Raw genomic sequence first — 23,751 nt, forward strand, 5'->3', positions numbered from 1 at the left:
CGGGCGGGACAATGGCCGCATGGAGATCTGGATCAACCCGGCCTGCTCGAAGTGCCGGTCGGCCCTGTCGCTGCTCGACGCCGAGGGCGCCGGATACACGGTCCGCCACTACCTGGAGGACCCGCCGAGCGCGGAGGAGCTCGCCGAGGTGCTGCGCCGCCTCGGGCTGGAGCCCTGGGACGTCGCCCGCCTCGGCGAGCCCGTCGCGGCCGAGCTGGACATGGAGTCGTGGCCGCGCGACGGGGCGTCCCGGGCTCGGTGGATCGAGGCCATGGCCGCCCACCCGATCCTGATCCAGCGGCCGATCATCACCGCCGACGACGGCACGGCCGTGGTGGCCCGCTCCCCCGAGGCCGTACGCTCCGTCCTGCCCTGACGGGTCGTCCGCAGAACCAGCCGGGCGCTGTGCCGCCGGATACCGCCGGATCGGAGGCCGGGAGGTCGAGCCCGAGTGATCCGCCCGCTCTCTCGGCCGTCTCCGTTCGAGATCGCGGACTTGTCCACAGGGGGCGAAGCGGGGAAGGGCGTCCGCACTAGGCTTGCGGTCGTGAGCAAGACCAAGAGCAAGGGCGGCCAGAGCACTCCGGCGACGGTCGCCCTCACGCAGGTGAAGGCGGAGTTCACCCTTCACCCCTACGACCACGACCCGAACGCCCAGGCGTACGGCGAGGAGGCGGCCGACGCGCTCGGGCTGCCGTACGAGCGGATCTTCAAGACGCTCGTGGCGGAGACCGAGGCGGGCCTGGCGGTCGCGGTCGTTCCGGTGGCGGGCAAGCTCGACCTCAAGGCGTTCGCGGCGGCGCTGAAGGGCAAGCGGGCGGCGATGGCCGACGCGGCCAAGGTGGAGCGGGTCACCGGCTACGTGGTCGGCGGCATCAGCCCGCTCGGGCAGCGCAAGCGGCTCCCGACCGTGGTGGACGAGTCCGCGCTCGGCTTCGAGACGATCTACTTCTCCGCCGGTCGGCGCGGCCTGCAGATCGAGACGGCGCCGGACAACCTCATCCGGCTCGCCCAGGCCGTGACCGCCCCCATCGCGAAGCTCTGAGCCTGTCTACTGTTGCCATCGCCCGTACGGCTCACCGGCCATAAGACTGGCCGGGAACCGCACCGAACGGGGGAAACGTGAACGAGCTGGTCGACCTCACCGCGACGGAGATGGCCGCGCTGCTGCGGGCGCGCGAGGTGAGCGCGGTCGAACTGACCGAGGCGTGCCTGCGGCGCGTCGAGGAGGCGAACCCGCGGGTCAACGCCGTCGTGACGCTGACCCCTGAGCGGGCGCTCGACCAGGCCGCACGCGCCGACGAGGACCTGCGGCGCGGCCTGGTGCGCGGCCCGCTGCACGGCATCCCGGTCGCGCACAAGGACCTCGCCGACACCGCGGGCGTGCGGACCACGTACGGCTCGCGGGCGTTCGCCGACCACGTCCCCACCGAGGACGACCCGCTCGTGCGGCGCATCCGCGAGGCGGGCGGGATCGCGCTGGGCAAGACGAACACCCCCGAGTTCGGCACCGGCTCGCACACGGTCAACGAGGTGTTCGGGGCGACCCGCAACCCCTACGACCTGGCGAAGAGCGCGGGCGGCAGCAGCGGCGGCGCGGCGGCGGCGCTGGCGTGCCGGATGGTGCCGCTCGCCGACGGTTCCGACATGGGCGGGTCGCTGCGCAACCCCGCGTCGTTCTGCAACGTGGCGGGCCTGCGGCCCACCCCGGGGCGGGTGCCGGCGAAGTCGGCGACGGCGGCCTGGTTCACACTGAGCGTGCCGGGGCCGATGGCCCGCACGACCGGCGACCTGGCGCTGTTCATGTCGGCCATCGCCAGGTTCGACCCGGCCTCGCCCTTCTCGATCCGCGAGGACGGCTCGGCGTTCGCGGCGTCCCTCGACATGGACCTCGCCGGAGTCCGCGTCGCCTTCAGCCCCGACCTCGGCGGCCTTCCTGTCGACCCCCGCACGGCCGCGGCGACGGCGCGGGCGGCCGAGACGCTGGCCGCGCTGGGAGCCAAGGTCGAGCGGGTGGACCTGGACCTGTCCGGCGCCGAGGAGGCGTTCCGCGTCTACCGGTCGTGGTACTACGCGCTCAACTTCGGCGACCTCCCCGAGGTGGGCCCCAACGTCGCCTGGAACGTGGAGCAGGGGCGGAAGGTCACCGGGGCCGACCTCGCCAGGGCCGAGCGGCTGCGCACCGGCCTGTTCCACCGCATGCGCGAGTTCTTCGGCCGCTACGACTTCCTGGTGGCGCCCGTCAGCCAGGTGCCGCCGTTCCCGGTCGAGCAGCCGTACGTCACGGAGGTGGCCGGGGTGGAGATGCCCGACTACCTGGCCTGGATGCGGTCGTGCTACTGGATCAGCGTGCTGCACGCGCCCGCGATGTCGGTGCCGTGCGGTTTCACGCCCGACGGCCTCCCGGTCGGCCTGCAGATCGTGGGCAGGCCGTGGGCCGACATGGACGTCCTGCGCCTCGGGCACGCCTTCGAGCGGGCGACCGGCTTCTGGCGGACCGAGCCCGGCCTCGGCAGGGCTTAGGCGGCAGGGCTCAGGCGACAGGGTCAGCGGCAGGGCTCAGCAGCAGGGCTCAGCAACAGGGTTCAGCAGCAGGGCTCAGCGGCTTCTCTCGTTGTAGGTCACGGCGAACTCGATGACCCAGAACACCGCGGTCGCCACGAGCGGCCAGGCGAACAGCACGCCGTGCGCGGTCAGGTCCAGCGAGGTCGTGGTGGTGTAGCCGCCCGGTCCCGCCGCCTGGACCCCGCCCTTGGCCGTGCCGCCGATCAGCATCGCGACGTATCCGGCGAGCAGCCCGCCGGCGGCGAGGCCCACGAGGACCTCGACCGGCCTGCCACGCGACAGCACGTACCCCGCGACCCCGCAGACCAGGCCGAACGCGCCGGTGACCACGGCGAACCAGCCGTCGGCCTCGATGAGCGACTGCGTCTCGGGATCGGCCAGATGCGGTGTCCCGTCGATCAGCACGTACTGCGCGGCCGGGGCGAGCGCCGACCAGACGTATCCGGCGACCACCCCGAGGAGGGCGAGCACGAGGACGGTAAGGCCGATCGTCGCCAGATTGCCCCTCAGATGCCGCACCGTCCCGATAGTACCCACGTGGTGATCGGGGCCGGTCCCGTTACTCTTGCTGAAGCCGGGTGCAGGGGACACACGGCATCGGTGTGGGCCAAGGAGGCCGAGTGAGCGAAGAGGTATGGCAGATCGACCCGTCCGGCCCCTTGAGGGGGGACGTGGAGGTCCGGGGATCGAAGAACGCGGTCTCGAAACACATGGTGGCGGCGATGCTCGGCACGGGTCCGAGCACGCTGCACAACGCCCCCGAGGTCGGCGAGGTGGGACTCACCGCCGCCATGCTCGAAGCCCTCGGCATCCACGTGGAGATCACGCCGGGTGAGATCACCATCGAGCGGGGCAGCGAGATCCGGCCGCGGGTGCCGGAGGAGTACACCGGGCTCAACCGCATCCCGATCCTGATGCTCGGCCCGCTGCTGCACCTGGCGGGCGAGGCGTTCGTCCCCCTCGTCGGCGGCGACCCGATCGGCAGGCGGCCGGTCAACTTCCACGTCGAGGCGCTGCGGTCGATGGGCGCGGAGATCGAGGTCGGCGACAACGGCATCACCGCCAAGGCGGCCAGGCTGCGCGGCAGCCGCATCACGCTCCCCTACCCCAGCGTGGGCGCCACCGAGACGATCCTCATGACGGCGGTGCTGGCGGAGGGCAAGACCGTCATCAAGGGCGCGGCTATGGAGCCCGAGGTCGTGGAGTTGGCGCTGTTCCTCCAGCGCATGGGCGCGATGATCGAGCTGAGCCCCGACCGCCGCATCGTCATCGAGGGCGTCGAGCGGCTGCACGGCGCCTCCACCTGGCTGGCCGGCGACCGCATCGAGGCGTTCTCCTACCTCGTGGCGGGCCTGGTGACGGGCGGCGAGGTGCGCGTGCACGGCTGCCATCAGGACCGGCTCGTCACCGCCATCACCACGCTGGCGAGGATGGGCGCGCGGTTCGAGATAACCGACGAGTGGCTGTGCGCCTCCGCCCCGGACGGCCTGCGCGCCGCGGCGGTGCAGACCGACACCCACCCCGGCTTCATGACCGACTGGCAGACGCCGCTGATGGTGCTGTTCACCCGCGCCGAGGGCATGTCGGTGCTGCACGAGACGGTGTTCGAGAACCGGCTCGTGTACGTGCCCGCGCTGCAGAAGATGGGGTGCGAGATCGAGGTGTTCGCCCAGTGCCTGGGCGGACCGGCGTGCCGCTACCACGACACCAACGCCAAGCACTCGGCGGTCGTGCGCGGAATCTCCAACCTGCGCGGGGCCGACGTCACGCTCCCCGACATCCGCGCCGGGTTCTCCGCGGTGCTGGCCGCCGCCGTGGCCGAGGGCACCTCGACCCTGCGGGGCGTCAACCACATCGAACGCGGTTACCACAGACCGTTCGAACAGTTCACCTCCCTCGGGTTGAAGATCAACAGGCTCACGTAAAGCTTTGCGGCCCCCGGGTTTGGAGAAACGCCAGAGGTCGCACTGATATCCCGTGACCTCTCGTCTTCTCGGCGCCGTCCTCGCCCTGGGCCTGTGCGGCGCGGCCGGGGGCACCCTGGTCGCCGGGCTGGTGATGCCCTTCGCGGGCGGGGCCGGCCTGGCGGCCAGGAGCGCCGCGTCCACGCTCACCGACCTGCCCGCGCCCCTGCGCGAGGAGCCGCTGCCCGAGGTGACACGGCTGCTCGACCGCAACGGGCACCAGATCGCCCAGTTCTACTACCAGAACCGGCAGTCGGTGCCGCTGAGCGCGGTCGCCCCGGTCATGCGCCAGGCCATCGTGGCCATCGAGGACGCCCGGTTCTACGAGCACGGCGGCCTGGACCTCAAGGGCACGCTGCGTGCCTTCGTCACCAACACCCGGGCCGGCGGGATCCGGCAGGGCGGCTCGTCCATCAGCCAGCAGCTCGTCAAGAACATCATGCTGACCCAGGCCGAGTCGGAGCAGGAGCGCGCGCAGGCCCTCGTCCGCTCGTTCCGCCGGAAACTGGACGAGCTGCGATACGCGCTGGCGCTGGAGCGCAAATACACCAAGGACCAGATCCTCGAGCGCTACCTCAACATCGCCTACTTCGGCGCGGGGGCGTTCGGCGTCCAGGCGGCGGCCAAGCGGTTCTTCGGCGTCGACGCCGCCGACCTCACGCTCACGCAGGCCGCGACGCTCGCCGGCGCCGTGCGCACGCCGTACGACACCGATCCCTCCCTGGGCGACGAGCGCCGTGACCGGCTGCGCGCGCGGCGCGACCTGGTCCTGGGCCGGATGGCCGAGCTCGGGGTGATCGGCAAGGACGCGGCGCGCACCGCCGCGGCCGAGCCGCTGGCGCTGCACCTGCGCCCCGAGCCCGGCGGCTGCGCCGGCAGCGCCCACCCCTTCTTCTGCGTGTACGTGGAGCGCGAGGTGCTCACCAACCCCGCGTTCGGATACACCAGGGCCGACCGGGAGCGGCGCCTCCAGCGGGGCGGGCTGACCATCTGGACCACCATCGACCCGGTCGCGCAGCGGGCCGCGGAGCGTGCCATCGCCGCCCGGGTCAGGCCCCGCGACAACCAGGTGGCGTCGGAGACGATGATCGAGCCGGGCACCGGGCGCATCCGCGCGATGGCCGTGAGCAAGCGCTATGGGCGCAACCCGCACGACCGCGACCTCGGGCCCAGCACGACCTACAACCTGGCGGCCGACACCGCGCACGGCGGCGGACTGGGCCTGCAGGCGGGGTCCACGTTCAAGGTGTTCACGCTGGCCACCGCGCTCAAGCAGGGAATGCGGTTCGGCGACGGCTTCACGATCCCCGGCGCGTACGTCCCGTCGTACGGCTACCGCGACTGCTCGGGCAGGGCCGTCAACGACCCGAACACGGTCATCCACAACGCGGGCGGCGAGGGCGGCGGCGGGCCGTACAGCCTGGAGATGGGCACCTGGCAGTCGGTGAACATCTTCTACATGCGGCTGGAGCGTGAGGTCGGCCTGTGCGACGTCGTGCAGACGGCCAAGTCGCTCGGCATCAGGCGGGCGGACGGCGCGCCGCTCCACGAGGTGCCGACGTTCACGCTGGGCGCCAACGAGATGGACCCGACGACCGTGGCGGCGGCGTACGCGGCGTTCGCCGCCCGCGGCCGCTACTGCCGGCCGATGGCCGTCACCGCCGTCGTGGAGCGCGACGGCACCCACACCGAGATACCTCCCGCCTGCGTGACCGCGATCGAACCCGCGGTCGCCGACGCGGTGAGCCATGTGCTCACGGGAGTCTTCACCAAGGGCACGATGCGCGGCCAGTCCATCGGCCGGCCCGCAGCGGGCAAGACGGGCACGAACAACGGCTACACCTCGGCCTGGTTCGCCGGGTACACACCTGGCCTCGCCGCCGCCGTCAGCGTGGGCGACATCCGCGGCTCCTACCGCTATCCGCTCACCGGCGTCACCATCGGCGGCCGCTACTACGGGGCGGTGCAGGGCGCCTCGCTGCCCGGCCCGATCTGGGTGGACTCGATGCACGCGGCCCTGCGGGACACCCCGGCGTACGGCTTCGTCCCGCCGGATATGGCCCGGTTCGGCGGCGGCTTCACGCCCGGTCTGAAGGAGGCGCTGGAGAAGCAGCGCGAGAAGGAGAAGAAGAAGCGGGAGGCCGAGCGCGGGAAGCACGACGACGGCGACAGCGCCTCGGCCTCCGAGAAGGACGCGACGGACGGCGCGGCGAGCGGCGGCGAGCAGGAGTCCGGCAGCACCAGGACCACTCCCCTGGCCGGAGCCAGGACCACCCCCACCGCCGTCCGGGCCGCCCCCGCCGCCCCCGCCGCCCCTCCGCGTCGCTCCACCGTGGTCCACCCCGCCCGCAACTCGCCGGTCGCCACCGGAGCCCATTCGGCGACCCGTGGCACCTCGCCCCGTGCGCCACTCCGCAGAGGGCCCAGCGGCGTGCCGGCGACGACCGGCAGGACGGGCTGGGCCAGTCTCGCCCGCCCCCGCGTCGCTCCCCCAGCGGCGCCGCCCGCCGTCCAACGCGCCAAAGCCCGACGTGACGCGGCGCGACACGGCGCGGCGGAGCGCGGGACGCCGAAACGCGGGACGGCCCACCACGGGACGGCCGACCACGGGACGACAGAACGCCGCGCGGCGGTCCCGCCCCGCACGCCCCGGGGCCGGCACAGCGCGGTGAGCCACGAGAGCACGCACCCGCGAACGACCCACGGCGCTGCGCACGGCGCTGCGCACGGCGCGGCGCACGCGGCGAAGCATCCGGCTCGAGGCCGGGCAACCCGTCGAGCCGAATCGCCGGCTCGACACCACCCCCCTGCCCACCGCGTACGGCGCCACGACTGAGCGGATGACGCCGTCCCCGCCATTGCGCCTGCCGCGCGGGGAGGCGGGGAGCGATGATGGGGGAATGCGCGGACGTGTTCTCACACGTGTTCTCACATGGGCCGGCGGGATCGCCGCGCTCGGCGCCGGCTCGGCGCTCGCCGTGTACCTCTCCATGGTGGGGCTCGACAAGGCCGACAAACTCGCGAGCGTCATCGGGCTCTTCGTGGGCCTGGCGGGCCTGGTCGTCGGGGTGTGGGGGCTGCTGCTGACCCGGCAGGAGCCGCCCGCACCGGCGAGCGGCGCGGGCGCCGTGGACAACCCCGTGGACAACCCCGTGGACAGCCCCGTGGACAACGCCGTGGACAGCGCCGTGAACCGCGCCGTGCGGGCCGCGGTGCACAACGAGATCAGCGGCGGCACGATCCACGGCCCGGTCATCCAGGGGCACACGATCAGCGGTCCGGTCGTCTCCGGTCCCCGCCCGGCCGTGCCGGACGAGCACGCGGGGAAGGACTGAACGGATGGCCGCGACCCGCAACACGATCAGCGGCGGGCTCTTCCTCAACGCGGTGATCCAGAGCCACACCGTCACCGTGCGGCTTCCCCCGCAGGTGACCCCGGCGCTTTCCGGGGCGCCCCCGCGGACGGAGGCGTTCACCGGCAGGGACGACGAGCTGTCCATGCTGCTCGGCCTGCTCGACCCCGCTCCGGACAACGGTGCCGCTACGCGCGCCGAGCCGGACCGCCCGCGCGCCGCCCTTGTCACGGGTCTCGGCGGAGCCGGCAAGACGGAGCTCGCCCTGCAGGCCGCGCACCTCGCCCGGGAGCGCGGCTGGTTTCCCGGCGGGGTGCTGTTCACCGACCTGCGGGGCTACGCCGACCTCCCGTGCCACTGCGACGTCCCCGGCCACGCGGAACAGCACGGCCTGGACGAGGGTCCCAGCCACGATCGGGCCGCACAAGGGCGGCAACGCGGTGCGCGGCCGGGCGAGGTGCTCGGCGAGCTGCTGCGGGCGCTGGGGCTGGACCCCGAACGCGTCCCTTCCGGCACCCAGGACAGGTCCCGGCTGTTCGCGACGGTGCTGGACGCGTACGCCGAGCAGGGCCGGCCGATCCTGCTGGTCCTCGACAACGCCTCATCGGCCGAGCAGGTCAGGCCGCTGCTGCCCGGCACGGGAAAGGCGCTGATCACCTCCCGGCACACGCTGGACGTGGGGGCGCGCCTCCTCGATCTCGGCATGCTCGCGCCCGGCGCGGCCATCGGACTCCTGGCCCGCGCGCTTCGCCTGGCCCGGGGCGACGCCGACACCCGGGTCGCCCGGGAGCCCGCCGCGGCGGCGGACATCGCCGGTCTGTGCGGAGGGCTGCCACTGGCCGTGCGGATCGTGGCCGCACTCCTGGCCGCCGATCCCGCCCGTCCCCTGCGGGCGATGGCCGAGGACCTGGAGGAGGCCGCGACCCGGCTCGACGAGCTGTCGTACGAGGATCGTGGGGTGCGCGCGGCCTTCGAGCTGTCCTACCGCCACCTGGAGGCGGAGGAGGCCCGGATGTTCCGGCTGATGACCGCCGCCCCCGGCCCCGACCTGTCCGTCGAGACCGCGGCCGTCGTCGCGGACCGCGAGCCGCGCGGTGCCCGCCGCCTGCTGGAGGCCCTGCACCGCGCGCATCTCGTGGAGCGCGGCGGCGCGTACGGCCGGTGGCGCATGCACGACCTCGTCCGCCTGTACGCCGAGGAGCGGGCTCGCGACCAGGCGGGGCCCGACCGGCACGAGGAGGCGTGCGACCGGCTGCTCGACCACTGCTGCGCCCGGGCTCGTGCGGCCGGAGCGTGGCTGTCCCTGCCGGAGGCACAGGCCCGGCGGGAGGCACAGGCCCGGCGGGAGGCACAGGCCCGGCCGGAGGCACAGCTCCAGCGAGAGTCGCAGGCCCGGCGGGAGGAGTTCGCCTCCCGGGAGGAGGCCGTGACGTGGCTGGACGCCGAGGGACGCACGCTCGTGGCGGCCGTCACCGCCGCCGCCGGACGCGGCGACCGGGCGCGGTCGCACGCGCTCGCGGTGGACCTCGCTCCCTACTTCGAGTTCCGGCAGCGCACCGGCGACTGGATCACCACGGCGCTGGCCGCCGTGGACGCGGCCGGACGGCTCGGACATCACGCCGAGCTCGCCGCGGCCATGACCCTGGGCAACGCCTACCGACTCGCCCGCCGCTACGACGAGTCCGCCGCCCAGCTGCGCAGGGCCCTCGGCCTGGCGCGCGACGACCGCGCCCGCAGCCCGGTGCTGCACAACCTCGGGCTCACGTACCTGCGGATGGGGGCCCTGGCCAAGGCGGAGGCGTGCCACCGCCGCGACCGCCGCATCTGCGCTCTCGCGGGCGACCTTCGCGGCAGGGCGCAGGCCGCCGTCGCGCTGGGGGATGCCCTGCGCGCGAGGCGGCGCCACCCGGAGGCGGCAAAGATGCTGACCGAGGCCGTCACGCTGCTCCAGCGTCTCGACGGCCTCGGGCTGGGCAATCCCACCGCGCTCATGCATGCGCGGGTCAATCTCGCGCTCACCTACCTGGCCGGCCGCCCGGACCGCACGCCCACGTACATCCTCTGGCAGTTGTGCGCCGCCCTCGCCGCGGCGCGGGACCTCGACGACCGCCACGCGCAGGCGCTGATCTTCATGAACCTGTCCACGGCCTACCGGAACAGGTGCGCGGCCTGCCACGGACCGTCCGCTCTGGCGTGGGGCCGGCGCGCGGTCACGCTGTTCGAAGAGCTGGGCGACTCCTACCACCGGGCCCGGGCGCTGACGGCGCTCGGCCTCGCGGCCGGGCCGGAGGAGGCCCGCCGCAGCCTGGCCGAGGCGCTGTCGATCTTCGAGGCTCTGGGCGCCGGGCGGGAGTGCCGGGAGGTGCGCGCCCTGTCACGGGCGGACCGTACGGAGCCGCCCCGCCGGGAGGCGTGTACGGCCGACGAGTCCGAGCAGGTCCGCGACTGGGTGGACGACCTCCCGCACGCCGTGCTGCGCGGCGACGACGGACGCCTCGGCGACGTGCTCATCCCCGGCTGCACCATCGGCTGAGCCGCGATACGGCGGGGATCAGCCTCCGGGTCCTCGTCGAAGCCGGGACGGTCGCCGTTCCCTCTCCTCCGCGCGGCGCCGCAAGAGGATCGACGAGGCGGGCCGCAGGACGGCCCGCCTCGTCACGCCGTCGTCCGGGCGGCCGGTCAACCGGCCAGGCAGGCCGGGCCGAGCAGTTGCTTGAGGTCGCCCATCAGGGCGGGAGACGGGCTCACGCGGAGCCGGTCGTCCAGCCGCATGACCGTCGTACGCGGCCCGTTGTGCACCTGGAGGTGGACCTCCGTGGTCCCGGGGTGGGTGGTGAGCACCTCCTTGAGCCGGCCGACGACGGGCGGCGTGCAGCGGTTGATCGGCATGCTCACCACCAGCGGCCCGCCCGACTCGGCCGTGAGGTCCGGCGCGGCCACCTCCATCGCGATGATCTTCGCGACGTCCTCCCGCTTGTCGATCCTGCCCTTGACGAAGACGATCGCGTCCTCGGCGAGCACGGTCGCGCAGAGCTGGTAGGCCGACGGGAAGATCATGACCTCGATCGAGCCCTCCAGGTCCTCCAGCATGGTGAGGACCCAGGTGTCGCCCTTCTTGGTCACCTTCCGCTGCAGGCCCGACAGGATGCCGCCGACCGTGACGACCTGCCCGTCGGGGCGGCTGTCGTCCTGCAGTGCGGCGATCGAGCAGTCGGCGCCGGCCGACAGGATGTGCTCGACGCCGAACAGCGGATGGTCGGAGACGTACAGGCCGAGCATCTCCCGCTCGAACTGCAGCAGCGTGGTCTTGTCCCACTCCCCCGGCGGGATCTGCACGTCGAAGGTCTGGTCCTCGCCGCCGTCGATCGCGCCGAACAGCGAGTCCTGGCCGATCGCCTCGTTCTTCTTGATGTCGATGATCGCGTCGACGGCCTGCTCGTGCACCATCAGCAGGCCCTTGCGCACGTGTCCGTACGAGTCGAACGCGCCCGACTTGATCAGCGACTCGATGACGCGCTTGTTGCAGACGACCGCCGGGACCTTGCGCAGGAAGTCCTTGAAGTCGGTGAACCTGCCCTTCTCCTTGCGCGCCGCGATGATCCCGTCCACGACGTTCGCGCCGACGTTGCGGATGGCCGACAGGCCGAACCGGATGTCGGTGCCGCGCGGGGTGAAGTCGAAGTCGGAGTCGTTGACGTCCGGCGGGAGCACCTTGATGCCCATGCGGCGGCACTCGTTGAGGTAGAGCGCCGACTTGTCCTTGTCGTCCTTGACGCTGGTCAGCAGCGCCGCCATGTACTCGGCCGGATAGTTGGCCTTGAGATAGGCGGTCCAGTAGGACACCAGGCCGTAGCCGGCGGTGTGGGCCTTGTTGAAGGCGTAGTCGGAGAACGGGAGAAGGATGTCCCACAGGGCCTTGATGGCCGCGGCGGAGAACCCGTTCTCCTTCATGCCCTTCTCGAAGAACTCGAACTGCTTGTCCAGCTCGGACTTCTTCTTCTTGCCCATCGCGCGGCGGAGCAGGTCGGCGCCGCCGAGCGTGTAGTTGGCCACCTTCTGCGCGATGGCCATGACCTGCTCCTGATAGACGATCAGGCCGTAGGTCGTGTTGAGGATGTCCTTGAGCGGCTCCTCCAGCTCGGGATGGATCGGAATGATCTCCTGCTGGCCGTTCTTGCGCAGGGCGTAGTTGGTGTGCGAGTTGGCGCCCATCGGGCCGGGCCGGTAGAGCGCGAGGGCCGCGGAGATGTCCTCGAAGTTGTCGGGTTTCATCAGCCGCAGCAGCGTGCGCATGCCGCCGCCGTCCAGCTGGAAGATGCCGAGCGTGTCGCCCTTGGCCAGCAGCTCGTACGTCCTGGTGTCGTCGAGCGGGAGCTCCAGCAGCTCGATCTTGTTCCCGGTGTTGCCCTCGATCATCTTCAGGCAGTCGTCGATGATCGTGAGGTTGCGCAGGCCCAGGAAGTCCATCTTCAGCAGGCCGAGCGTCTCGCAGGTCGGATAGTCGAACTGCGTGATGATCGCGCCGTCCGAGTCGCGGCGCATGATCGGGATGTGGTCGGTCAGCGGCTCGGCCGACATGATGACGCCCGCGGCGTGCACGCCGGTCTGCCGGATCAGGCCCTCCAGGCCGCGCCCGAGGTCGATCGTCGCCTTGACGTCGACGTCCTCGTCGTACAGCTTGCGCAGCTCGCCCGCCTCGTTGTAGCGCGGGTGGTCGGAGTCGAAGATGCCCGACAGCGGGATGTCCTTGCCCATCACCGCCGGGGGGAACGCCTTGGAGATGCGGTCGCCCAGCGCGTACGGGTAGCCGAGGACGCGGCCGGCGTCCTTCACGGCCGCCTTCGCCTTGATGGTGCCGAACGTGGCGATCATGGCGACCTTGTCGGCGCCCCACTTCTCGGTCACGTAGCGGATCACGTCGGCGCGCCGGCGCTCGTCGAAGTCGATGTCGATGTCGGGCATCGAGACGCGCTCGGGGTTGAGGAACCGCTCGAAGATCAGGCCGTGCGGGATCGGGTCGAGGTCGGTGATGCCCAGCGAGTACGCGACCAGCGAGCCGGCGGCCGAACCACGGCCCGGACCGACCCGGATGCCGTTGTTCTTCGCCCACATGATGAAGTCGGCGACCACGAGGAAGTAGCTCGGGAAGCCCATCTGGAGGATGACGCCGATCTCGTTCTCGACCCAGACGCGGTGCTCCTCGTCCACCCCGCCGGGGAAACGGCGCTTCATCCCCTCCCAGACCTGCTGCCGGAAGTACTCCTCCTCCGTCAGCCCCTCGGGGATCGGGTAGGTCGGCATCAGGTTGTGGTAGGGGAAGAAGCCCTCGGGCTCGACCTTCTCGGCCACCAGCAGGGTGTTGCGGCACCCCTCCTGCCAGATGTCGGAGGAGTCGACCGCCCGCATCTCGTCGGCGCTCTTGACGTAGTAGCCGCTGCCGTCGAACCGGAACCGGTCGGGGTCGCTGAGCTGCTTGCCGGTCTGGATGCACAGGAGCGCGTCGTGGCCGGCCGCGTCCGACTCGTACGTGTAGTGGGAGTCGTTGGTGACCACCGGCGGGATGTCCAGCTCGCGGCTGATCCGGATCAGGCCGTCGCGGACCCGGCGCTCGATGTCGAGCCCGTGGTCCATGATCTCCAGGAAGTAGTTGTCCTTCCCGAAGATCTCCTGGTATCTCGCGGCCGCCTTGAGCGCCCCGTCGTACTGGCCGAGCCGCAGCCGGGTCTGCACCTCTCCGGACGGGCAGCCGGTCGTGGCCATCAGGCCCTCGGCGTGCTCGGCGAGGATCTCGGCGTCCATCCGGGCCCACTTGCGGACGAAGCCCTCGGTGTAGGCGCGCGAGCTGAGCTTCATCAGGTTCTGCAGCCCGGCCTTGTTCCGCGCCCAGATGGTCATGTGGGTGTAGTAGCCACCCGCCGAGACGTCGTCGCTCTTCTGGTGCGGCTCGCCCCACAGCACCGGCTTCTTGTGCATGCGCGACTCGGGCGCGACATAGGCCTCGATGCCGAGGATGGGCTTCACCCCGGCGGCGGTCGCCTGCTTGTAGAAGTCGTAGGCGCCGTGCATGTTGCCGTGGTCGGTGATCGCGATCGCGGGCATCTCCAGCTCGCCCACGAGTTTGAACATCTGCTTCAGCCGCGCCGCTCCGTCGAGCATCGAATACTCGGTGTGGACGTGCAGATGAACAAACGAATCACCCATGAGACCCCCATCGTCACCGGACCGCGGTCCAGAGCCTACGCCGTGATCGCGAACCAGTGGGACTCAGGTGAAACAGAATCCTATCTCCGTTCCTCGCCGTCCCGCCTCTCCTCGGACAGGCGCAATCCGGCCTCGATCACGGCGTTCATGATGGGGGCGAGCAGCCCCGCGCCCAGGCTGGGGGCACGGCGGGCCATGGCCGCGACGAGGCGCCGCTCGCGCTCCATGTCCCGCCCGCGGAACCCGCCGACGGGCTTGAGCCGCTGGATCCGCCCGGCCAGCGCGGCCCGGCGTTCGAGGAGCGTGGCGAGGGCCGCGTCCACCCGGTCGATCGCGGCCCGGGCCGCGTCGAGGGTCTCGGGATCGTCCGGCCGTACGAGCGCCGCCATGACGGTGGCCGCCTCGTGCGCCGCCGCGAGGGCCCGCTCGGGCGCGCCCGGGCCGACCAGCAGGCCGTCCGCCCCCGCCGCCACCGCCGCGTCCGCCAGCCCACCGTCGCCGCCCAGCCCGGCGAGCACGGGGCGGCCGGTGCGCTCCCGGGCGGCGCGCATGAGCCCGAGGTCGGGCGCGGCGTCCTCCGGTTCGCCGCGGCCGCCGCTCTCGCAGAGCACGACCGCCTTGTTGCCCTCGGCCGCGCAGTCGTCCACCGCGGCCAGCCACTCCTCCAGCGTCGCCGCTCGCCCATGCCGGACACTTCCCCGTTGGAGGACGACGGGGAGCCCGAGCCGGGCCGCGGCGCGGACGAGATCGGGGTCGGCCGCCCAGGCGGCCCCGACCACCACTCCGTCTGCGTGCCGGGCCACGGCGGGCAGGTCGGCGACCGTGGCGGGTTCCACCAGCAGCGGGCCCGCCCAGCGCGCCCTGGCCTCGGCGACCGCCCCGTCCCCGGAAGACCCGTCCATCGAAGGGTCCCCCGGCAGGTCCTGCACGGTCTCCGCTCCGTCGGCGGGAGGGCCGCCGTCGCCGCGCAGGCGCAGCCAGCGGGCGTCCTGGCCCCCGATGACCACAACGGGGCGCCCGTCGCCGATCACGAGGTCGCCGATCCGTACGGCGTCGCGGTCGAGTTGGGCTGCCTTCGACATGTGGGCTCCTCCGTGGGCCGGCCCCGCGGAACCGGCCGTCTGCCATGGGGATTCGCTGATATCGGACTTCCGAGAGAACGAAAAAGGCAGAGACGCTGGCGTCCCTGCCTCAAGCCGGCTCCGGATGGTCGCTAGCTCACGTCACGCGACCGGCCCTCCCGGAGCCGGCCTTGTAAACGAGCTGTACCTACCCATAACAAGGACCTTAGCAGCGACGGGCCACGACTCGAACCGATCTGTCTCGGATTTCGGGATCGCCAGTCATGGACGCGGTTGATCCCTTTGCCATCCGTGGGACGATTCATGGGTCCAGGAAGGGGTTCGAGTGTCGCGTGCGGAAGGCCGGCTCGTCGGAGGCCGGTACCAGTTGATGGAGCCGATCGGCCGGGGTGGCATGGGCGTCGTCTGGCGCGCCCACGACCAGTTGCTGGACCGCGCGGTCGCGGTCAAGGAGGTCCGCTACGACAGCGCCATGGGCGACGAGCTCAGCGACCTCAATCGCCGGACCATGCGCGAGGCCCGGGCCGCGGGCCGCCTCACCCACCCGAACGTGGTGGTCGTCCACGACGTGATCGAAGAGGACGACCGCCCCTGGATCATCATGCAGCTGGTGGCGTCCCGCTCGCTCGGGCAGGTGATCAGGGAGGACGGCCCGCTGTCCCCCGAGCGCACCGTCGAGATCGGCCTGCAGATCCTGGACGCGCTGCGCGCCGCCCACCGCCAGGGCGTGCTGCACCGCGACGTCAAGCCCGAGAACGTGCTGCTCACCGATGACGCCCGCGTGGTCCTGACCGACTTCGGCATCGCCAGGCTCGAAGCCGACTCCACCATGACCCGCACCGGCCTCGTCGGCACCCCCGCCTTCATCGCCCCCGAACGGCTCCGCGGCGAGGCGGCGCAGCGCGAATCGGACCTGTGGTCGCTCGGCGCCACGCTCTACACCGCCGTGGAGGGCAAGCCCCCGCACGACCGGGGCATGGCGATGGCCACCATGCACGCCGTGCTGAACGACGACCCCGCCCCGCCGCGGCGCGCGGGCGCGCTGGGTCCCGTGCTCCTGCGGATGCTCGCCAAGGAGCCCGCCGACCGGCCCGGCTACGACGAGCTGACCCGGCTGCTCAAGCGCGCGTCGCGGGAGCTGTCCCCGCCGCCGTCGCGGCCCGCCGCCGAGCCTGCTTCGCCGCGGCCCGCGACGCCGGAGGCCGCGAAGCCCGAGACGCCCGCCTCGCGGCAGGGCAAGGCGTCCCGGGGCGCGGCGCCGTACCCGCCCGTGTCTCCCCCGCCCGTGTCCTCCGCCCGGCGGGACGAGCGTCCCGCGGAGGGCGACGAGGCGGCGGGGGCGGGCCACGCGCCCGCCCCCGGCAAGGGAGCGGCGGCCGGGCGCGGTGGGGCCGGGGCCGCAGGCGAGGCCGCGGGGCCCGGTGAGATCACCTCGCCCCTCCCGGTGATACGCGACGAAGGGGCGCCGGAGCAGGGGGACGGCCCGGCTCAGGAGAAGGCAGAGAAGGCGCCCGCGACCATGCCGGAGACGGGAGCGCAGGCCGCCCCGCCCGCCCGTACGAAGCCCTCGGGCGGCGCTCCCGCGAAGGAGAAGCCCGGCGGGCAAGCCGGTCCGGCGGCGGAAGCGAGCGCCGGCGACGGCACCGTCAAGGTCGGCCCCGCCGTCACCTCGGGCGCGGCCTCCGGCGCGGAGGACCGCAAGGCGCCGGAGGGCTCGGCCGCCTCGGGGAAGACGACGGGTTCCGGCGCCTCCTCCGGCGAGCGCCCGCCCACGACGCCAGAGTCCCCGGCGTCCCGGTCCTCGGCGTCCTGGTCCTCGGCGTCCCGCTCCTCGGCGGCACAGTCCTCGGCGGCCTCCGGCGCGAGTGCGACACCGAAGGGCACCGCGGGAGGGACCACCGGATCGAAGGGCGCGGCGGGTTCGGCGTCGTCCGCCTCCTCCGGCGCCGCCGGCTCCGGCACCGGCGCCGCGGACGGGAACGACAGCCGTACCGACCGGGCGGGCGACCAAGCCGGAGCGGCCCGCGCCACGGCGGACCGGACGCAGGACGGCTCGGGCGCGGCCGGGATCGCCGGCGCCGGGAGCGCGATCGCCGGGCTGAGGCAGGCGCCTGCGACGGTGCCCCCGCAGGGCGGGGCGGCGTGGCACGAAGTGTCCACCAGCGCGGTTTCGCCGCGGTCGTCGAACGGCATGCTGAAGGTCGCACTGATCCTCATCCCCGCGCTGCTGGTCATCGCGGGTGTGGCGGGCTATCTCGGCCTGATGGCGGGCGAGGGCGACTCGGCGGGCGACCCCGCCGGCGGGTCGGACGCGGCCCCGGCCGCGACGGGGAAGACCACCGATAAGCCCTCCTCCGCCGCGCCGACCTCCGCCGAGCCGTCCGCGTCCGCCTCGGACGAGGCGACGTCCCCGTCCCCCGAGCCCTCTCCGAGCCCCAAGACCTCCGAGCCCGCCGGCGTCCCCGAGGGCTGGCACAAGTACAAGCACTCGAGCGGGTTCTCGCTCGCGCTGCCGAAGGGGTGGCACGTCGACGGCAGGGGCAACGGCGAGGTCCGCTTCCGCGGGGACTCTCACACGTATCTCGAGGTTCACCACACCACGAGCCCCGAGTCGGACGCTCTGAAGGTCTGGCGGCGCGATGTGCCCGGGATGAGCCAGAACTTCCCCGGCTACAAGCTCATCGAGATCAGAGAGGTCAAGGGGTACTGGAAGACCGCGGCCGACTGGGAGTTCACCTTCGGCGACAGCCGCTACCGGTCACGTGTGATCGACCGCGGCTTCGTCACCGACAAGCACAACGGCTACGCGCTGCTCTACAAGACCCAGGACAAGGACTGGAAGAAGAAGAAGGATCTCTTCGAGACCATCGCCTCCACCTTCAAGCCGGCGAAGTAGGACGGGCGGGCCTGTCACACCGGTGACTCCGGGCACCCGTACTTGGATGCCCGGAGTCGCGGCACGACGGCGACGCGACGCGGGTCAGGGCTGGCCGACGTAGTCGACCAGGACGGTCGCCTCACGGGCGGTCCAACTGGTGGGCACGGCCGTGAACGTCACCTTCCCGGAGCCGTAGCACGGCAGTGTCGCGGTGACCGGGATCTCGGCCTTGACCCCGTAGTAGCGCAGCGCGAGCGCCCTCGCGACGGTCGACGGGTCGCCCAGGTCCACCGCGATCGTGGTGCCGCCGCTGCCGGTGTAGCCGACGCTCGCCGCCGACGACGAGACTGCGACGGGCCGCACCTCCACGGACTGCCCGGCGAGCGGATGACCGGTCTGTCCTGGGAACACCGGCCCGAAGCACGCCATCTTGATGGTCGCGTGACCGGTCTGGCCATTGACGAAACCGTAGAAGTACTGGTGAGGGCCGATGGGAGCGGGGTCGACGACCTCGGCCGAGGCGGGGAGCGCGGTGGCCGCCACGAGGACGGCGGTGGCCAGGGGGACGAGGCACGCTGCGGCGGTGCGGAACACGGGACCTCCGGCTGACGACAGGAACGGGGGCGTGCGCCCCGCACGGTAGGCGCGGTCCTTCCGGCCGGTCAACGTTCCCCCTCCCCCGCTCGATCCGGTGCTCGGGAGACGCGACGGAACGGGTGAAAGATTCACCCCGCCCTGAGGACGTCCGCGACCCGGCGCGGCCGGCCCCGTGTTCGCCCTGGCGTACGGGCTCAGCCGGACTGGCGGGCCTGTTCCAGGTAGGACACCAGGCCCGCCAACCGCTCGGCCGGCCAGGGCAGGCTCCGGCCGATCTCCGCGCTGTTGTCCCGCCACATCCTGCGGGCCGCCGCCCTGGTCCGTTCGCCGTCCGGTCCGCCGGGGTGGAACCCGCCCGCCAGCGCGTCCCAGCGGCGTACGAGGTCCCGGGCGCGCTCGTCCTCCGCGGGCACGCCGGTCTCCACGAGCCGCAGGCCCTCCTCGACCAGCCCCGCCCACTCGCGCCTGGCCGCTTCGACGCCCTCGCCGCCCAGCGCGTTCCTGCGCTCGGCCAGCCGCTCGCGCTGCTCTTCGGTGAAGTAGGTCTCGAACACCGACATCAACTCCAATGTGGTCATCAACCGTTCCGGATCGGGGCCGGACGAGTCGCCGGCCTGCCGGAGCAGGCCGCGGATCCGCTGACGCAGCGTCCCGATCAGCTCGGCGTGCTCGTCGAGCCTGCGCAACTGCGCCGTCAGCAGCTCGCGCATCGACTCGGGGGCGTCCGCCGCGCCGTCGAGAACACCCGCGATCTCCTCCAGCGACAGGCCGAGCGCCCGCAGGGCGCGGACGCGGTACAACCGCCGCAGGTCGCGCTCGGTGTATCGGCGGTGCCCGGCGGGCGTACGCTCGCTCGCGCTCAGCAGCCCGATCTCGTCGTAGTGGTACAGCGCGCGCACCGTCATCCCGGTCGCCCGCGCCAGCTCGCCGATCGACCATCGCCGTCCGGCGTCGTCTGCCCCGATCACGCCCGAAACGCTACGACCTCCCCCGGCGTGAGGTTCAAGCCCCCGCGAGCGCGCGATCGGCCGCGTCCCGCCGATCGGGCGGCACCCCTCCCGGGCGAGGACAGGAACCCGCCTGACTACACTGCGGCTGCGAGAACCCCCGGTCACGACCCTGTCGACGGCTGGTCACCGACGCTCACACACGCAGACACGAAAGGCACCGCACAATGGTCGACCGTGACGCCGTCGCACTCGACGACCCGGTCGGTGAGTCGCTCCGCAGCCGCCACGCGCACCTGGCCCGCCGGCTCGGCCGGGCGGCCGGATACCTGCCGGAGGTCGCGACCTTCGCCACGGTGTCCGCCGACCCCGACCCGGCGGAATGGGCCGACCTCGCGCGATTGCTCGGCCGCGGCGAATTCGCCGACCTGTTCAGCTGCCCGGCGACCCCGCCCGCGGACTGGGAGCCGGTCTTCACTCTCGACGGCTTCCAGATGATCTGGCCCGCGGGCACCCACCCGGGTCGCGGCGATGCCGAGTCCGGCTCGCGGATGGTCGAGCTGGGCGTCGACGACGTGCCCGAGATGCTCGATCTCACCGCGCGGACCCGCCCGGGGCCGTTCTGGCCCCGGACGCACGAGCTCGGCACCTATCTGGGTGTACGCGAGAACGGCGCCCTGGTCGCCATGGCGGGCGAACGGCTCCGCCCGCCCGGGTGGACCGAGATCAGCGCCGTCTGCGCCGCCCCCGAAGCCCGCGGTCGAGGTCACGCCTCCCGTCTGGTGCGCGCCCTGGTCACCCGTATCACGGCTCGGAACGAGCGCCCGTTCCTCCACGTGGCCGAGGCCAACGTCAACGCGATCGCACTCTACGAGCGGCTCGGCTTCGTGGTCCGCAAGCGCGTGACGTTCCGCGGTTTCCGTACGCCGTGATGTGCGAGGCGAATCCGGGGCGTCAGCGAGAGTAGTGCTCGACCACGAGCTGCTCGTCCACCGGGACCACGAGCTGCTCGTCCACCGGGACCACGCGCCGCCCCCATCCTCGAACGCGTACGCACGTTCGCGGCCCTGGCGGCGCCCACGCACGCCTCCGTCGCCGGGTCCGACGTGCCCGCGGCGGCGTGGACGGCAGAGGCCGGTGAGTGGCGACCTCCTCAAGCGCAGGCCGGCCCCGCGTCAGCACACCGGCGGCGTCCCGGTGCGGCGCGCTCAAGGCCTCCCGCATTTTGCAACACTTCTGTAAGCGAACTGAAAGTCATCTGAGATTGCCTGGCCCGGGAACCGCGACGCCGGAGTGGCCGTTCCCGCGGAGCCGGCACGGCCTTTCGATCCTTCACCCCGCCGGCCTGCGCGAGAACCGTAGTTATGGCGAGCCGAAGGGGCATGATGCGGACGGCGACGACTCTGGCCATCTATGTCGAGCTGGCACGTGGCTCTTCCGAGTCGATGGCGGCACAACTGGCCAGGCAGCTGAGGCAGGCCGTCCTGGACGGCCGCCTGCCGCCGGACACGCGCCTGCCGTCCAGCCGTACCCTCGCCGAGTTGCTGAAGGTGTCGCGGCCGGTGGTGCAGGAGGCCTACCGCATCCTGGAAGCCGGGGACCTGGTCGAGAGCAGGCGGCGGTCGGGGACCTATGTCAGGCGGGCCCTGCGGGAGAAGGCCGCCCGGGAGCCGGGCGAAGGAAAGCCTCCCGCGGACCGGGCCCGCCGGACGCTCGTCGACCTGTCCCCCGACCAGCCGTCCGGAGAGGACTTCCCGGTGCCGGTGTGGCGGGCCGCGTGGCGACGGGCCGCGCACCGCATTCCGGGCGCGGTGGAGATACCCGGCGAGACGGTGCTGCGCCGGGCGGTGGCGGCGCACCTGCGCGCGGTGCGCGGGCTGGAGGCCGATCCGGAGAACGTGCTGATCACGACCGGGGTCCGCCAATCTCTGGACCTGGTGGCGGCGGTCGCGATACAGCCGGGCACCGTCGCGGCGGTCGAGGACCCCTGCCTGCCCACGGTGATCCGGCTGCTGCGCCAGCACGACGTCACCACCGTGCCCGTCCCCGTGGACGCGGACGGGGCGCTGGTGGAGACCGTGCCCCACACCGTGGGGGCGGTCGTGGTGCGTCCCTCCCACCAGATGCCGCTGGGAGTGGAGCTGTCCCTTTCGCGGCGGCGCGCGCTGGTCGAGCTGTCGGCGGCACGCGGGGCGCTGATCGTGGAGGACGACCGGGACCACGACTTCAGCGAGACGATCCGGCCGCAGTCGTTGTGGGACCTGAGCCGGGATCGCACCGACGACGTCGTCTACGTGGGCTGTCTGTGCCGGCTGCTCCCGGACGTGGTGTGCACCGGGTACATCCTCGCCCGCGGGCGCCGGCTGCGGCAGCTGGCCGAGCACCTGTCGCTGCGGCAGTCGGGCACCGTGGCGGTGGCGCAGCGCGCCGTGGCCGAGATGCTCGCCTCGGCCGAGACCCGCGTCCGCGTCGACCGGCTGCGCCACGCGTATCAGGCCAAACGGCAACTCGTGGTGGACGCCCTGGCCCGCCACCCGGCCGTGGAGCGGCTGAGCGGCGCCCAGTCCGGGTCACACGTGCACGTCGAACTGCGCCCCGAAGTGCACGTCGACCACGTCATCCGGGCATTCGAAACGAAGGGGATCGTGGCGCCGGCCACCACGCGGTACGAGTGGAGTGGCCTGGTTCCCGCCAGGAACGGATTCCTCGTCAGCCACAACCACCTCACCGAGGCGGTGCTGTCCCGCGCACTGGGAAAGATGATCCGCTGCCTGGACCATCTGGTCCCGTGCCTCTGCTGACGCGGCAGGCGCACCTGTCCACTAAAGACCGTGAATGCCCTGCAACTGGCTATCCTCGTCCGTCTCGTGCACCGGCAGGATGGGAACAGCCGACCAGGCCGTCAACGTGGACGCGCTGGGAGCGACGCGTCGGCCATGGCCACTCGAGAAGGCGGACCGCCCGCCGGCGTCGACGTCGACGCCTGCCCTCCCATGGGCCCCTCGACAGGGCCACGGCACAGGGCTTCGAAACAGGGCTCCGAAGCAGGGCTCAGAAACAGGGCCACGGCATAGGGATGCGGCGGCACAGGGTCTCAGCACAGAGTCGCAAGCACAGAGTCGCAAGCACACAGTCGCAGGACAGGGCCGCTGCCGTAAGCCGGGCGCCTCCGTCGCCGCCTGCCCCTCCCGGCGGCCGCCTCGGCCCCTTCCCCTCCCGGCACGGCGTCCGCGTACGCCGCGGGCCGGTGCGCGGGGAAGGCGAGCACGAGCTCCCCTCCTGGCCGGGCAGTGAACCGGCCTTCACGAAGGCCGCCGAATCGATAGCCAGAGAAAGGCCACGACATGCTCTTCCACCTGCTGGGACGTGTTCAGGTCGGCGACGACGACGCGCCCACGACCATCGGATCGGCCCCGGTAAGGGGGCTGCTCGCCGCGCTCCTGCTCGAAGAGGGACGCTCGGTGCCGGTGGAGCAATTGATGAGATACCTGTGGGAGGACCCGCCCGGCTCGGCCCGTAAGAACCTGAGACTCCACATCGCCCGGCTGCGCAACCGGCTGGCGGCCCTGGGGCTGCGCGACCGCCTGATCACCCTTCGGGGAGGCGGCGGCGAGGGCGGCTACCGGCTGCTGACCGTGCCCGAGGAGGTGGACGCGGTCATGTTCAGGCGGCTCGCCGCCGAGGGCTTCGCCCGGCTGCGCGCCCGGCGGCCCCACGCGGCCGAGGAAGCGCTCACCGGGGCCCTCCGGCTGTGGCAGGGGCCGATCGGGCAGGACTGCACCGCCTCGGAGCTGCTGCGATCCCGGTTCACGGCCTTCGGCGAGCTGCACCTGACGGTGCGGGAGCGGCTGGTGGAGGCTCGCCTGGGCCTGGGCCGCACGGCCGACCTCATCCCCGAGATCCTGGAGGTGCTGGCCGACGCCCCCTTCCGGGAGACCTCCTGGGCGCACCTGATGCGCGCGTACTACCTGGGCGGGGACGTGGCCGGCGCGATCTCGGCCTGGGGACGCGCCACGGCGGTGCTCGGCGGCCAGCTCGGCCTCGACCCGTCGGCCGAGCTGCACGAGCTCCACCTCGCCGTGCTCCGCCGGGACGACGACGCCGTCCGCGGCGCCGTCGTCCCCCAGCCGCAGGCCGCCTGCTAGTGCGTTGACCGGAAATGAT

Annotated in this window: 16 protein-coding genes; 11 read left to right on the plus strand and 5 right to left on the minus strand. The window is 72.6% G+C overall.

Annotated elements, in window-relative coordinates; genetic code table 11:
- Positions 1 to 19: 19 nt before the first annotated feature.
- The 3 genes from HHX35_RS01070 to HHX35_RS01080 all read left to right on the plus strand — a co-directional run bounded on the left by HHX35_RS01070 (position 20) and on the right by HHX35_RS01080 (position 2,523).
- Positions 20 to 376, plus strand: a complete 357-nt coding sequence (locus tag HHX35_RS01070; RefSeq protein WP_182897164.1) for an arsenate reductase family protein — start codon at positions 20 to 22, stop codon at positions 374 to 376.
- 171 nt (positions 377 to 547) lie between these two features.
- On the plus strand, positions 548 to 1,045 hold the full coding sequence (gene ybaK, locus HHX35_RS01075; RefSeq protein WP_182897165.1) for a Cys-tRNA(Pro) deacylase: 498 nt from the start codon (positions 548 to 550) through the stop codon (positions 1,043 to 1,045).
- Between the two features lie 77 nt (positions 1,046 to 1,122).
- Positions 1,123 to 2,523, plus strand: coding sequence for an amidase (locus HHX35_RS01080; protein ID WP_182897166.1), 1,401 nt, complete (start codon positions 1,123 to 1,125; stop codon positions 2,521 to 2,523).
- A 75-nt stretch (positions 2,524 to 2,598) separates the two neighbouring features.
- Here HHX35_RS01080 and HHX35_RS01085 read toward each other — a convergent pair whose 3' ends face one another.
- Positions 2,599 to 3,084 (minus strand): hypothetical protein, encoded by a 486-nt coding sequence (locus HHX35_RS01085; protein WP_182897167.1) that lies wholly within the window; start codon positions 3,082 to 3,084, stop codon positions 2,599 to 2,601.
- 101 nt (positions 3,085 to 3,185) lie between these two features.
- Between HHX35_RS01085 and murA the strand changes: the two genes are divergently transcribed.
- The 4 genes from murA to HHX35_RS01105 all read left to right on the plus strand — a co-directional run bounded on the left by murA (position 3,186) and on the right by HHX35_RS01105 (position 10,415).
- Positions 3,186 to 4,490 (plus strand): UDP-N-acetylglucosamine 1-carboxyvinyltransferase, encoded by a 1,305-nt coding sequence (gene murA, locus HHX35_RS01090; RefSeq protein WP_139574388.1) that lies wholly within the window; start codon positions 3,186 to 3,188, stop codon positions 4,488 to 4,490.
- 52 nt (positions 4,491 to 4,542) lie between these two features.
- The gene (locus HHX35_RS01095; protein ID WP_310738832.1) at positions 4,543 to 7,365 is read left to right on the plus strand and encodes a transglycosylase domain-containing protein; all 2,823 of its coding nucleotides are present in this window, start codon (positions 4,543 to 4,545) and stop codon (positions 7,363 to 7,365) included.
- 64 nt (positions 7,366 to 7,429) lie between these two features.
- The gene (locus HHX35_RS01100; protein ID WP_182897168.1) at positions 7,430 to 7,864 is read left to right on the plus strand and encodes a hypothetical protein; all 435 of its coding nucleotides are present in this window, start codon (positions 7,430 to 7,432) and stop codon (positions 7,862 to 7,864) included.
- A 4-nt stretch (positions 7,865 to 7,868) separates the two neighbouring features.
- Complete coding sequence (locus HHX35_RS01105) at positions 7,869 to 10,415, plus strand: tetratricopeptide repeat protein (protein WP_182897169.1); 2,547 nt, start codon at positions 7,869 to 7,871, stop codon at positions 10,413 to 10,415.
- Between the two features lie 146 nt (positions 10,416 to 10,561).
- Here the strand turns inward: HHX35_RS01105 and dnaE are convergent, their stop codons facing one another.
- Positions 10,562 to 14,083: a DNA polymerase III subunit alpha gene (dnaE, locus tag HHX35_RS01110; protein WP_182897170.1), complete on the minus strand. Its 3,522-nt coding sequence runs from the start codon at positions 14,081 to 14,083 to the stop codon at positions 10,562 to 10,564.
- A gap of 80 nt (positions 14,084 to 14,163) precedes the next feature.
- Positions 14,164 to 15,165 (minus strand): chorismate mutase, encoded by a 1,002-nt coding sequence (locus HHX35_RS45040; protein ID WP_182897171.1) that lies wholly within the window; start codon positions 15,163 to 15,165, stop codon positions 14,164 to 14,166.
- A gap of 325 nt (positions 15,166 to 15,490) precedes the next feature.
- Here HHX35_RS45040 and HHX35_RS01120 point away from each other — a divergent pair, with 325 nt between their 5' ends.
- Entirely contained in the window at positions 15,491 to 18,061 is a 2,571-nt protein-coding gene (locus HHX35_RS01120) for a serine/threonine-protein kinase (RefSeq protein ID WP_182897172.1), read from the plus strand.
- Positions 18,062 to 18,145: 84 nt separating this feature from the next.
- On the opposite strand, the gene HHX35_RS01125 is transcribed toward HHX35_RS01120, so the two are convergent.
- Positions 18,146 to 18,709 (minus strand): hypothetical protein, encoded by a 564-nt coding sequence (locus tag HHX35_RS01125; RefSeq protein ID WP_182897173.1) that lies wholly within the window; start codon positions 18,707 to 18,709, stop codon positions 18,146 to 18,148.
- Positions 18,710 to 18,834: 125 nt separating this feature from the next.
- Positions 18,835 to 19,608 carry a MerR family transcriptional regulator gene (locus HHX35_RS01130; protein ID WP_182897174.1) on the minus strand — a complete coding sequence of 258 codons (774 nt, stop codon included), beginning with the start codon at positions 19,606 to 19,608 and terminating at the stop codon, positions 18,835 to 18,837.
- A 206-nt stretch (positions 19,609 to 19,814) separates the two neighbouring features.
- Here HHX35_RS01130 and HHX35_RS01135 point away from each other — a divergent pair, with 206 nt between their 5' ends.
- The 3 genes from HHX35_RS01135 (at position 19,815) to HHX35_RS01145 (ending at position 23,732) form a co-directional block, all read left to right on the plus strand.
- The gene (locus HHX35_RS01135; RefSeq protein WP_182897175.1) at positions 19,815 to 20,519 is read left to right on the plus strand and encodes a GNAT family N-acetyltransferase; all 705 of its coding nucleotides are present in this window, start codon (positions 19,815 to 19,817) and stop codon (positions 20,517 to 20,519) included.
- Positions 20,520 to 20,951: 432 nt separating this feature from the next.
- Positions 20,952 to 22,388, plus strand: coding sequence for a PLP-dependent aminotransferase family protein (locus tag HHX35_RS01140; RefSeq protein WP_182897176.1), 1,437 nt, complete (start codon positions 20,952 to 20,954; stop codon positions 22,386 to 22,388).
- Between the two features lie 543 nt (positions 22,389 to 22,931).
- Positions 22,932 to 23,732, plus strand: a complete 801-nt coding sequence (locus tag HHX35_RS01145) for an AfsR/SARP family transcriptional regulator (RefSeq protein ID WP_182897177.1) — start codon at positions 22,932 to 22,934, stop codon at positions 23,730 to 23,732.
- Positions 23,733 to 23,751: the final 19 nt, after the last annotated feature.

The organism is Microbispora sp. H10830, assembly GCF_014161375.1.
Classification (GTDB): domain Bacteria; phylum Actinomycetota; class Actinomycetes; order Streptosporangiales; family Streptosporangiaceae; genus Microbispora; species Microbispora catharanthi.

Bases quoted from the DNA above. Each gene is read 5' to 3' on its own strand.
- HHX35_RS01070 (WP_182897164.1), top strand. From the start codon at position 20: ATGGAGATCTGGATCAACCCGGCCTGCTCGAAGTGCCGGTCGGCCCTG.
- HHX35_RS01100 (WP_182897168.1), top strand. From the start codon at position 7,430: ATGCGCGGACGTGTTCTCACACGTGTTCTCACATGGGCCGGCGGGATC.
- HHX35_RS01105 (WP_182897169.1), top strand. From the start codon at position 7,869: ATGGCCGCGACCCGCAACACGATCAGCGGCGGGCTCTTCCTCAACGCG.
- dnaE (WP_182897170.1), bottom strand. From the start codon at position 14,083: ATGGGTGATTCGTTTGTTCATCTGCACGTCCACACCGAGTATTCGATG.
- HHX35_RS45040 (WP_182897171.1), bottom strand. From the start codon at position 15,165: ATGTCGAAGGCAGCCCAACTCGACCGCGACGCCGTACGGATCGGCGAC.
- HHX35_RS01135 (WP_182897175.1), top strand. From the start codon at position 19,815: ATGGTCGACCGTGACGCCGTCGCACTCGACGACCCGGTCGGTGAGTCG.
- HHX35_RS01140 (WP_182897176.1), top strand. From the start codon at position 20,952: ATGGCGAGCCGAAGGGGCATGATGCGGACGGCGACGACTCTGGCCATC.
- HHX35_RS01145 (WP_182897177.1), top strand. From the start codon at position 22,932: ATGCTCTTCCACCTGCTGGGACGTGTTCAGGTCGGCGACGACGACGCG.